Consider the following 11004-nt stretch of genomic DNA (forward strand, 5'->3'; position numbering starts at 1 on the left):
AAGGCGCTCGCGATCAGTCGAGCGCCTTGACGATTTCCTCGACCATCTTCTTGGCATCGCTCAGCAGCATGGTCGTCTGGTTCATATAGAACACATCGTTATCGACCCCGGCATAGCCCACGCCGCCCATGCTGCGCTTGATGAAGAACACCTGCTTCGCCTTGTCCACATCGAACACCGGCATCCCGTAAATCGGGGATGACTTGTCGGTTTTGGCCGCGGGATTCACCACGTCGTTCGCGCCGATGATGAAGGCGACATCGGCAGTCGCGAATTCACTGTTGATGTCTTCCAGCTCGAACACTTCGTCGTAGGGCACATTCGCCTCTGCCAGCAGCACGTTCATATGCCCCGGCATACGGCCCGCGACCGGGTGGATGGCGTATTTCACCTCGACACCCTTCTCCTTCAGAACATCGCCCATCTCGCGCAAGGCATGCTGCGCCTGCGCCACGGCCATACCATAGCCGGGGATGATGATGACCTTTTCCGCCTGTTCCAGCATGAAGGCGGCATCGTCGGCACTGCCCTGCTTATACGGACGCTGCTCGCCACCGGCAGCGCTGCCGCCGGAGCTGTCTTCCGCGCCGAAGCCGCCTGCGATAACGCTGATGAAACTGCGGTTCATCGCCCGGCACATGATATAGCTGAGGATTGCGCCAGACGATCCGACCAATGCACCGGTGACGATCATCGCGGTGTTGTGCAGCGTGAAGCCCATCGCCGCTGCCGCCCAGCCGGAATAGCTGTTCAGCATCGACACCACGACGGGCATATCCGCCCCACCGATAGGGATAATCAGCAGGAACCCGATGGCAAAGGCAAGGCCGAGCACGACCCAGAATATCCATCCCTCACCCGCACCAGCCACCGGCTGCATGGCGTAAAGAACCGTCAGCACGATAATCGCCAGCAATGTGCCGAGGTTGATGATATGCCGCCCCGGCAGCATGATCGGTGCGCCGCTCATATTCCCGTTCAGCTTGGCAAAGGCGATCACCGATCCGCTGAACGTGATCGCCCCGATGGCCGCGCCCAGCACCATCTCCACCCGGCTGACGGCAAGGATATTGCCCGCCGCGTCGAGAATGCCGAACGATCCGGGGTTGAGGAATGCCGCCGCTGCCACCAGCACCGCCGCCAGACCGACCAGGCTATGAAACGCCGCCACCAGTTGCGGCATCGCTGTCATCGCGATCCGCCGGGCGATCACGAACCCGACTGCGCCACCGATGGCGATGGCGATGGCGATTTCCCAGATATTGCCGACCGAATGCGTGACCAGCGTCGTCACCACCGCGATCAGCATCCCCGCCATGCCAAACCGGTTGCCCCGGCGGCTGGTGGCCGGACTGGACAGCCCACGCAAGGCGAGGATGAAGAACACACCGGCGACGAGGTAGGCCAGCGCGACCCACGGGTTGACTGCCTGCCCCTCAGCCCCGGCAGCATAGGCCGGTGTTGCCGTAAACAGAGCCAGCACAGCGCCTAGGCTCGTCGTGACAACGGCTTTCATGCTGACGCCCTTTTCAGCGCGTTGGCGTATGATTGAGAAGAGCGACCTCATCACTTCTTCTCCTTCTTCTTGTACATCGCCAGCATCCGTTCGGTCACGGCAAAGCCGCCGAAGATGTTGACACTGGCGAGCACGACCGCCGCCAGCCCCAGCCACTTGGCCCCCGGCACGTTCGCCGCCGCAGCCGCGATCAGCGCGCCCACGATGATGACGCTGGAAATGGCGTTGGTCACCGCCATCAAAGGCGTATGCAACGCAGGCGTGACCGACCAGACGACGTAGTACCCTACAAAACAGGCCAGCACGAAAATCGACAAGATGGATATGAAGTCCATTAACGGATGGCTCCTGCTGATCCTCCCCCAACCGGGGAGGTGGCAGCCGCCTCAGCGGCTGACGGATGGGGATTATCGGCCCAATAGCTCGCTATCGAATCTGCCATGACGGACGCATCGCGCAAGATCGCCTTTGCGGTTTGGAGGGATTGCCGAGCGTGGTTCTTCACTTCGTCCCCTCCGTCAGCGCTACGCGCTGCCACCCGCCCCGGCGAGCGAGGAATTTCGCGTTTTCAGGCGCCCCCTTCAACCCTGCAACCTCTCGTTCACGACCGCCCCGCCTTTGGTCAGGCGCACGGCATCGCCGATTTCTTCGTCCAGAGTGACAGTGCCCGCTTCCTTGTCCCAGAATGCGGAGAGGAAGTTGAACAGGTTGCGCGCGAACAGTGCAGAGGCATCTGCCGCCAGCGTGGCAGGAGTGTTGGCAAAGCCGATGATCTTCACGCCATGCTTTTCCACCACCTGATCCGCGACCGACCCTTCGACGTTGCCCCCTTGGGCCACTGCCAGATCGAAGATCACGCTGCCCGGCTTCATGCTGGCAACCTGCGCGTCCGAAATCAGGCGCGGCGCGGCGCGGCCAGGGATCAGCGCGGTGGTGATAACGATATCCTGTTTGGCGATATGGCCCGATACCAGTTCGGCCTGCGCCTTCTGGTATTCTTCGCTCATTTCCGTGGCATAGCCGCCGCTGCCTTCGCCTTCGATTCCCGCGACGCTTTCGACGAAAATCGGCTTGGCCCCAAGCGACTGGATCTGTTCCTTCGTCGCGCTTCGCACGTCGGTTGCGGAAACCTGCGCGCCCAGCCGCTTGGCCGTGGCAATCGCCTGCAACCCGGCAACACCGACGCCCATCACGAATACCCGCGCGGCCTGAACCGTGCCGGCGGCAGTCATCATCATCGGGAACGCCCGGCCATATGTATCGGCGGCAGCGATCACCGCCTTGTATCCGGCAAGGTTGGACTGGCTGGATAGCACATCCATGCTCTGCGCGCGGGTGATGCGCGGCATGAACTCCATGCTCAGCGCTTCCAGCCCGGCGCTGGCATAGGCATCTACACGCGCACGGTTGCCAAACGGGTCGAACGTAGCGGCGACCATTGCGCCGGGATTCACCCCGACAAGAGCACCCGGATCGGGCGCCTGCACACCAAGGACGATATCCGCACCCTTCAGCACCTGCTCCGCCGGGCCAAGTTCGGCCCCGGCATCGGAATAGGCGGCATCGGTGATGGAGGCAGTTTGCCCGGCGCCCTGTTCAACCGCGACGACAGCACCCAACCCCATGAACTTCTTCACAGTTTCAGGTGTGACTGCGGCGCGGGTTTCACCCGGAGCAGTCTCCTTGAGGACAGCTATCCGCAAGGCGGCGATCAGCTTGCGATCGCGAGAACGACCAGCGCCACAATGATGATCAACACCGGAACGCTGATTTTGACTAGCCCGATGAAGCCATCGTAAGTGCCTTCGTGTTCCTTCATATCGTTTGCAGATGCCATTGTGATAAATACCCCTGTGTTAGGCAAACTCTCTTTCCCACTTCCTATCGAACGCTCGCCACAGGCTCAAGCCCTGTCGCATCAGCCTTAATCTCGCATTTACTTGCCTGGCGTAAAGCGGGCTTTCGTACCATAACGGGACATTCGGGTAACTATGGCACACGGCGCAGAACGCCTCCTGATGCTGATTGACGACGAACCGGCGCAGAGCCGGTTAATCAGCGCGCTCGCCGCCCGTGAGGGCTGGCGTACGATCGTAGTGGCCGATTCGGAAAGCGCCATCGCCACCCTTGGCACACGCCAGGGGATGCAGCTGTCCGCGATCATCCTCGACCAGTGGGTGCCGGGCGACGATGCCTGCAGCCTGATCGAAGAACTCAAAGCCCGCCGCCCCGGTCTGCCGGTACTGATGCTGACCACCAGTTCCAGCCCGTTGCTGGCGGTAGAGGCGATGCGCGCAGGTGCCACCGATTACCTCATCAAACCGGTCGCGCCCGACCGTCTGATGCAGGCCCTCCGCAGTGCGACCCGGCAGGAAGCTCCGCGCGACGAACTGCAACCGCTGACCGAGAAGATGGGCACCGTGCTCGACTTCGACGCGATGGTCGGCACCGCGCCGATGTTCCGCGCCGCTCTCGCCAAAGCTGCCAAGGCCGCTCGCGGCCACGGCAACGTGCTGATCGAAGGCGAGAACGGCACCGGCAAGGAGATGCTGTTGCGCGCAATGCACGCGGCCAGCCCGCGTTCGAAGGCGCCGTTCCGGCTCATCAACGCACGCGGCATTCCGGCCCATTCCATCGAATCGGTGCTGTTCGGGCATGAGAAAGGCGCATTTCCCGGTGCGTTCGAACGGCAGATGGGCGCATTGCAGTTTTGCGATGGCGGCACACTGGTGATCGACGAAGTCGACCGGCTCGACATGGCAATGCAGGCCAAGCTGGCCGAAACGCTGGCCACCGGCGTGGTTCGTCCCGTTGGTGCGAAGCACGGTTTCCGCATCGATGTGCGGGTGCTGAGCGCGAGCAACCTGCCGCTGATCGATGCGAAGAACGCGGGCTACTTCCACCCCGCCCTGCTCGAACAGCTCGGCGCAACGCGTATTGCGCTGCCCGCCTTGCGTGACCGGGCGGGCGATATCCCTGCCCTCTCACGCTATTTCCTGGCGCGTATCGGTGAACAGCCGGGGCTTCGCACGCTGACCATAACCGACAGCGCACTGTCGTTGCTGTCGGCATACGACTGGCCGGGCAACGTGCGCCAGTTGCAACAGGTGCTGTTCCGCGCTGCCGTGTTCTGCGACGGCGATGCGCTGACCGCCGCCAGCTTCCCGCAACTGACCGAGATGCTGGGCAGCGAGTTCGACGATCAGCGCGACCCGCGACAGGAGGGCGTGGGCGTGATGCTCTACACCGACGATGGCAATCTGCGCCCGTTGGAAGAGATCGAGGCCGATGTGATCCGGCTGGCGATTGGCCACTATCGCGGGCGAATGACCGAAGTGGCCCGGCGGCTGGGGATCGGACGCTCGACGCTCTATCGCAAACTGGGCGATCTGGGGATCGACAACGCTGCATAGTGGCGGTCCGGTTCACGCAGACATGGACCGCTCCTTCAAGTTTTGAAAGTGTGACTTTCGTCCTCCAAAATCGCAACTCCGCGCAGCAAACACTTGTGTTCATGTCCATTTTTTTGGTCTGATCGTGGCACACGGCATCGTCACGATGTGGCTTTCGCATTTCGCCCGTTTGGACTGCCGGATCGCACTTTTTTCCAAACCTCCATTCCACCTGCAATTGCACCGCGCGAAACGCAGCTCCGACCGGCAAAGTGCCACGATGCATATCGTGTAGGAAAACCGTTTCGCCGCCCGCTCTGCTCCGCTAGATTGCGATGATGACAGACACACACCATCCGGGCGCCAGCAACCCCCTCGACTTTTCCGGCAAGACCGCGCTCGTCACCGGGGCAGGATCGGGCATCGGGGCCGCCGCAGCGCGGTGGCTGGCCGATCATGGCATTGCGAAGCTGCATCTGGTCGATGTCGATCCGGCAGGATTGGAGGCGCTCGCCCTGCACTGCGAAGTCGAACATCATGTACACGACGTGTCCGATCCGCAATTCTGGGGCGGGTTCGAACGCAGCGTGGGCAAACTCGATCACGCGCTGGTCAATGCCGGGATCGGCAGCGCTGGCCCGATTGCCGAACAGAGTTTCGAGGAATGGCGCCGCGTGATGGCAATCAACCTCGATGGCGCGTTCCTGACGCTGGCCGCCGCGCTGCGACTGATGCGCGCCACTGGCGGCGGCAGCGCAGTCGTCACCAGTTCGATAACCGCAATTAAGCCAGTGGCCGGGATTGGTGCTTATGGCGTGGCCAAGGCCGGTGTGGCGCACATGGCGCGGATCGCTGCGGCAGAAAACGCCCGGCACAATATCCGCGTGAACGCCATCGCGCCGGGCGGGGTCGATACCAATATCTGGAACAGCGGAGAGGCTTTTCAGCAAGCGGTCGCCGCGCACGGGCGCGATGCCGCGATTGCAGCGATGGGTGCCGACACCCCGCGCGGTCGTTTCGCTACGCCGGACGAACTGGCCTGCGACATCGGTTATCTGCTGTCCGACATGGCAGCCAATGTTACCGGCACCGTTCTGGTGAGCGACGGAGGCTATTCGCTGTAGCGATCTGGAACGGAAGATCATCTGCGGGGGGCGCCGAGCCGGAATAGCGCAAGTGGGAACACCGCATCGCCCAACCATCCTCTTTCCTCGTCATTGCGAGGAGCCGAAGGCGACGTGGCAATCCATCGTCCGCCCTTGGCCTCCGTCACAACCGCCGCGATAGGCGGAACCCTCACCCCATGGATTGCTTCACTGCGTTCGCAATGACGAGTGGGGAGGCATGCGACTATCCCAAGCCGTCGCCCCGGACCTGATCCGGGGCCCCGCTATTCTTCTGGCACGGCACTGGCAGAAGCTGGACCCCGGCTCGGTGGCCGGGGTGACGGAAGCGGGGCGACGGGGCGACGGGGCGGGTAAGAACGTAGCCTCACCCGCCCCCTCGTCATTGCGAGGGGCCGAAGGCGACGCGGCAATCCATCGACCGCCATTCGCCTCATCCCCAACCAGTGCGATGGGCGCGACCGCCGAGCCTTGGATTGTGCTTCACCGCGTTCGCAATCACGAAGAGTGAAACGCGCTGGAGCCACCCGACACAATGGCCACGGTGAATGCACAGACTGTGCAGGGAAGCAGAACCGCCCCGGCAGCACCGGCCACAAACCCCGGATCGGGCATTCGGAACCACAGCGCTGGAATTCCGTTCATTCGGCAAACACCGAATAACGAAGGGAATTTTATGGATATCGTCGATTGCATCCTTGCCGACCACGATCGCCAGCGCAGGATGTTCGCCGCGCTCGACCAAGCGCGCGGCGATAACGACACGCTGGGCAAGATCTTCAACCGCCTTCGCAACTTCCTCGAAGCCCATGCGGAGGCCGAAGAGCTCTATTTCTACCCACGCTTGCTGCAACTGGGCGAAGGCGCGCTCGATTCCGACAGTGCGGAAGAAACCACCGACGATGCGATCGACGATCACAACAAGATCGCCGAAGCCGCCGAAGCCGCGAAGAAGGAGAAGGTCGGTTCGGACGCATGGTGGAAATGCGTCGATAAGACCAACCTTCAGAACTCCAAGCACATGAGCGAGGAGGAGCGTCAGGGCCTGACCGACTTCCGTCGCAAGGTGCCGTTAGAGGAACGCGTTCAGCTCGGCCTCAAATACCTTGCATTCGAATCGCACCATTCGGGCGAATACGAACGCGAAGAGAAAGACCCGGAAGAATATATCGAGAAAAACGAAGCAGCCTGATCAAATACTCCGTTCAGAGATGGAGGATGCACCTCCCCCTTATTGGAAGTTTTCTATAAGCTTCAAAGAGATATCGCGGCATTAATATATTTTTGAGCGATTTAACCCTCTAATTGATTTGCGGTAAGGTGGCATCGTTGAAAAACGGCACCCGAACAATAGCCACAACCGGCCTCAGGATTCGGGAAATACTAAGCCGTGAAAATGTCTCTGCCCGCCTTCATTGCAGCCATCCTTACCCTTGGCTGCGCCAGCGCTGCCTATGCCGACACGAGCGGCGAACGGGACTGGCATTATCGCGATGGTGAAACGGCGGAAAACTGGTCTGCCGTCAATCCCCGTTACGGATTGTGCGATCGGGGCACGATGCAATCGCCAGTCGACCTGAGCGCAGTCGCCACGCGCGGCACAACGCGCTTCGCTGCCGCCTATGGCCCCGCCCCGGCGAAGCTGACGGTCGGCCCCGGCAAAATGAAGGCGGAGGTCGATCAGGGCATGGGCCTGATCCACGGGGGACGCCTGTTCCCGCTCAGGCAAGTCCATTTCCACACCCCGGCTGAACACAAGATCCACGGCAAACTCTATCCACTCGCCGCGCATTTCGTCCATGCGACCGACGATGGCGAGTTGACGGTTCTGGGCGTGACATTCGAAGCGGGCGCGGAAAATCCCGCCTTGCAGACAATACTCGACGCGGTGACTGCCGGGGCAGACAGTGTCGAACTCGATCTCGCGCAACTGGCACCGCGCGATCAGGCGGTCTATCGCTACATGGGCTCGCTCACCACTCCACCGTGCAGCGAAGGGGTGAACTGGTTCGTTGCCGCCACCGTACTGACTGCCAGCAAGGAACAGATTGCCGCGATGACCGATCGACTGGGCACCAGCAATCGATCGCTGCAACCACTCAACGGCCGTCTGGTTCTCGCGCCGGAGAATTGACGCTAGGAGAACAGGGCCTGCCGCCTCCCCAAGTGGAAGTGGCAAGCTTCGCAGCGATCAATGCGCCGCCACTCTGGAAAAGAGATTCATTATCACCACGCCACAGATTATCAGCGCCATTCCCGCAATCGCCGGACCATCCAGCTTCTGGCCGTGGAATATCCAGGCGACTGCCGATATCAGAACAATCCCGGCACCAGACCAGATCGCGTAAGCAATGCCCGTTGGAATCGACTTCAACGTCAGCGAGAGAAAGTAGAACGACACCAGATATGCGGCGACGGTGACAAGGCCTGGCACAAGCTTTGAGAAGCCGTCAGACTGCTTCAGAAAAGTGGTTCCGATCACTTCGGCAAGGATCGCCATACCCAGATAGACGTAGCTCACATTCACGCTCCATATCTCTGCGGGGAGCGCGAACACCTCGCCGCGCCACCCCGAACGTTGTTCGATTGACGCCGAGGCGGAGAAGAACCCGCAGTGCGGGTGCAGGAGCCACCACCCTGCTGCTCTATTTTCGACAGTGCGGATATAGGGCTTTCAGGCGTTGAAGTCAGTGTGCTTTTGGATTTGACTGTAACTAAGCGGGGTTACCGGTGCCGATCAGGCTGCCTCTACCTTCTGCACGAAAACCATGCGCCGTTTGCGCCGCGCTGCGAGTTGCGCTTCCGCTGGTTACCTTTCGGGGGGGGCACACGCTGGCGGTTCGATGCTGCGTCCGCTATTCACAGACGTGGCTGCCCGCGCTCCGCATGGGTTCCATCAAATGACCCCGACCGACCTTCCTGCCCCGACTTTCGCCTATTTCCCCCCGGCACCCTGCTCCAGGGCGGATAGTATAGCGGAGATCACAGCCGGTCAGTCCCCCGGCAGAGCGGAGAAATCGGTCAGTGCGGCATCGCGCAGACCGCGCCATACATTGCGCGCCTGCACCGTTTCGAACACGTCGTGGACCCGCACGATCTGCACCCCGGCGTCCATCCCCTTGACCGCCAGCGCCACGCTGCCGCCTTGCCGCTGTTGAGCGGCAACCTCGTTGCTGAGCGCGCCGATCATCCGTTTGCGGCTGACGCCTAGCATAATCGGCTGCCCCAGTGCATGAAAAAGCGGCAGTGCATTGATAAGAAATAGATTTTCCGCCAGCGACTTACCAAACCCGATGCCGGGATCGAGCACGATATTGGCCCGCGCCACGCCGGCGGCCAGTGCCGCATCGCGCCGTTCGCGCAGCCAGTCGAACACATCGAACGCCACTGCGGCATAGTCGCCATCGGCATGCAGATCTTCGCCCTCCCCCGGCGCATGCATCAGCACCACCGGACAGCCGCGCGCCGCGACCAGTTCCATGCTGCGCGGATCGTGGCGCAGGGCGGATACGTCGTTGATCATATGCGCCCCATTGTCGAGCGCGGCCTCCATCACCGCGGCACGGCGGGTATCGACGCTGATCGCCGCGCCCATCTGCGCGCAGTATTCGACTGCAGGGCGGACCCGCTCAAGCTCGTCCCCCTCCCACACGGCAGGCGCGCCGGGACGCGTGGATTCGCCGCCGATATCAACCATCGCCGCGCCCGCTTCCAGCATCTGCGCCGCGTGGGCCGCGCCGTCTTCGGGCCGGTCGAGAAACTTGCCTCCGTCGGAGAAGCTGTCGGGCGTGACATTGAGGATACCCGCCACTTGCGGCTGATCGAGCCGGATCGTGCGCCCGCCCATCTGCAACGGCGGATGCGCCATCCGCAGATTGCTCCACTGCGCCTCCGCCTCTGCGCCCAGATCGGCCGGAAGCGCGGCGAAGGTATCGGCCGCCTCCGCCGGGCTGAACCGCAAGCGCTGCGTCACCTGCCCGCCCTGCCGCACGATCGCGGCAAAGCGGTGGGCATAGACCAGCCCTCCGGCCAGCCGTACCGCATCGCCCTCTTCGCTTTGCGGGCTATCGCAGAGGCCGATGGGCTGGAGGTAGATCTGCTGGCTCATCGCGCGCGCACCTTCATGTAACAGGGTGACATGGACCGCATGTTACACAGTCCTGAAGAGAAAAAATCCGCCTCTACCAATCGCCGTTTGCAATGGGGATGGAAAGGGCAATGGCGGCGCATTCCCCCGATCTATGGCGAGCGGGCGCTGTAGGAAAGAGGGTGAGAGGGTGGGAGGCACCGTCTGCCACCCACGCGCGGCGCCTGCGGTCATCTGGCCACCACCGCCCCGCATTTTGCAACGTCGCCCCGGACCTGATCCGGGGCCCCGCTCCTCTTCCTGCGCGACACTGGCAGAAGCTGGACCCCGGCTCAAAGGCCGGGGTGACGGAACCGGTGCGGCGGCGAGAGGGGGTGGGCAAGAACGTAGCCTCGCCCCACCTCGCCATCCGTCATCGCGAGAAGCCGCAGGCGACGTGGCAATCAAAGGACCGCCCCTTTGCCTCCATCACAGCCGAAGTGATGGGCAGCATCCTCACGCCATGGATTGCTTCACTGCGTTCGCAATGACGAACGGAGGGGGCAGGACGATAGCCAAGCAGGCAAGAACGCGGCCTTACCCGACCCCGAGCCTCGTCATTGCGAGGAGCCGAAGGCGACGTGGCAATCCAAGGACCGTACCTCGCCCCTCTCACACCCGCCGTGATGGGCGGCACCATCGCGCCATAGCTTGCGGAGAAGCCTGACCACCCCACAACGTCGCCCCGGACCTGATCCGGGGCCCCGCTCTTCTTCCTGCGGGGCACTGGCAAAAGCTGAACCCCGGCTCGGTGGCCGGGGTGACGGAACCGGTGCGGGGGTGAGAGGGGGCGGGCAAGAACGTAGCCTCGCCCCACCTCGCCATCCGTCATCGCGAGAAGCCGCA

At 62.4% G+C, this 11004-nt stretch carries 11 protein-coding genes; 5 read left to right on the forward strand and 6 right to left on the reverse strand.

Annotation, left to right across the window (positions count from 1 at the left end; genetic code table 11):
* Positions 1-13 precede the first annotated feature (13 nt).
* The 4 genes from D6858_RS13165 to D6858_RS13180 form a co-directional block, all read right to left on the reverse strand.
* Positions 14-1567 carry an NAD(P)(+) transhydrogenase (Re/Si-specific) subunit beta gene (locus tag D6858_RS13165; protein ID WP_420823836.1) on the reverse strand — a complete coding sequence of 518 codons (1554 nt, stop codon included), beginning with the start codon at positions 1565-1567 and terminating at the stop codon, positions 14-16.
* Positions 1567-1851, reverse strand: a complete 285-nt coding sequence (locus D6858_RS13170) for an NAD(P) transhydrogenase subunit alpha part 2 (protein WP_120111407.1) — start codon at positions 1849-1851, stop codon at positions 1567-1569. The genes D6858_RS13165 and D6858_RS13170 overlap by 1 nt, the downstream gene beginning before the upstream one ends.
* Before the next feature lie 246 nt (positions 1852-2097).
* On the reverse strand, positions 2098-3219 hold the full coding sequence (locus D6858_RS13175) for an NAD(P) transhydrogenase subunit alpha (RefSeq protein ID WP_205664945.1): 1122 nt from the start codon (positions 3217-3219) through the stop codon (positions 2098-2100).
* Between the two features lie 8 nt (positions 3220-3227).
* Positions 3228-3353 (reverse strand): aa3-type cytochrome c oxidase subunit IV, encoded by a 126-nt coding sequence (locus tag D6858_RS13180; protein WP_120111423.1) that lies wholly within the window; start codon positions 3351-3353, stop codon positions 3228-3230.
* A gap of 154 nt (positions 3354-3507) precedes the next feature.
* Between D6858_RS13180 and D6858_RS13185 the strand changes: the two genes are divergently transcribed.
* The 5 genes from D6858_RS13185 (at position 3508) to D6858_RS13200 (ending at position 8166) form a co-directional block, all read left to right on the forward strand.
* Positions 3508-4929, forward strand: a complete 1422-nt coding sequence (locus D6858_RS13185; RefSeq protein ID WP_120111426.1) for a sigma-54-dependent transcriptional regulator — start codon at positions 3508-3510, stop codon at positions 4927-4929.
* A gap of 314 nt (positions 4930-5243) precedes the next feature.
* The gene (locus D6858_RS13190; protein WP_240623848.1) at positions 5244-6032 is read left to right on the forward strand and encodes an SDR family NAD(P)-dependent oxidoreductase; all 789 of its coding nucleotides are present in this window, start codon (positions 5244-5246) and stop codon (positions 6030-6032) included.
* A gap of 220 nt (positions 6033-6252) precedes the next feature.
* Positions 6253-6543 carry a hypothetical protein gene (locus tag D6858_RS15885; protein ID WP_165859706.1) on the forward strand — a complete coding sequence of 97 codons (291 nt, stop codon included), beginning with the start codon at positions 6253-6255 and terminating at the stop codon, positions 6541-6543.
* A gap of 165 nt (positions 6544-6708) precedes the next feature.
* Positions 6709-7224: a hemerythrin domain-containing protein gene (locus D6858_RS13195; RefSeq protein ID WP_120111429.1), complete on the forward strand. Its 516-nt coding sequence runs from the start codon at positions 6709-6711 to the stop codon at positions 7222-7224.
* 204 nt (positions 7225-7428) lie between these two features.
* Entirely contained in the window at positions 7429-8166 is a 738-nt protein-coding gene (locus D6858_RS13200; RefSeq protein WP_120111431.1) for a carbonic anhydrase, read from the forward strand.
* A 57-nt stretch (positions 8167-8223) separates the two neighbouring features.
* Here the strand turns inward: D6858_RS13200 and D6858_RS13205 are convergent, their stop codons facing one another.
* Together D6858_RS13205 and folP are read right to left on the reverse strand one after the other, a co-directional pair.
* Entirely contained in the window at positions 8224-8553 is a 330-nt protein-coding gene (locus D6858_RS13205) for an SMR family transporter (RefSeq protein WP_276308691.1), read from the reverse strand.
* A 471-nt stretch (positions 8554-9024) separates the two neighbouring features.
* Entirely contained in the window at positions 9025-10140 is a 1116-nt protein-coding gene (gene folP, locus D6858_RS13210; protein ID WP_120111434.1) for a dihydropteroate synthase, read from the reverse strand.
* Positions 10141-11004: the final 864 nt, after the last annotated feature.

The sequence above is a fragment of the Tsuneonella suprasediminis genome (genome assembly GCF_003605755.1).
Classification (GTDB): domain Bacteria; phylum Pseudomonadota; class Alphaproteobacteria; order Sphingomonadales; family Sphingomonadaceae; genus Tsuneonella; species Tsuneonella suprasediminis.

Excerpts from the sequence above, each read along its gene's own strand:
- D6858_RS15885 (WP_165859706.1), top strand. The coding sequence starts at position 6,253 with ATGCGACTATCCCAAGCCGTCGCCCCGGACCTGATCCGGGGCCCCGCT.
- folP (WP_120111434.1), bottom strand. The coding sequence starts at position 10,140 with ATGAGCCAGCAGATCTACCTCCAGCCCATCGGCCTCTGCGATAGCCCG.
- D6858_RS13185 (WP_120111426.1), top strand. The coding sequence starts at position 3,508 with ATGGCACACGGCGCAGAACGCCTCCTGATGCTGATTGACGACGAACCG.
- D6858_RS13165 (WP_420823836.1), bottom strand. The coding sequence starts at position 1,567 with ATGAGGTCGCTCTTCTCAATCATACGCCAACGCGCTGAAAAGGGCGTC.
- D6858_RS13200 (WP_120111431.1), top strand. The coding sequence starts at position 7,429 with ATGTCTCTGCCCGCCTTCATTGCAGCCATCCTTACCCTTGGCTGCGCC.
- D6858_RS13170 (WP_120111407.1), bottom strand. The coding sequence starts at position 1,851 with ATGGACTTCATATCCATCTTGTCGATTTTCGTGCTGGCCTGTTTTGTA.
- D6858_RS13195 (WP_120111429.1), top strand. The coding sequence starts at position 6,709 with ATGGATATCGTCGATTGCATCCTTGCCGACCACGATCGCCAGCGCAGG.
- D6858_RS13180 (WP_120111423.1), bottom strand. The coding sequence starts at position 3,353 with ATGGCATCTGCAAACGATATGAAGGAACACGAAGGCACTTACGATGGC.
- D6858_RS13190 (WP_240623848.1), top strand. The coding sequence starts at position 5,244 with ATGATGACAGACACACACCATCCGGGCGCCAGCAACCCCCTCGACTTT.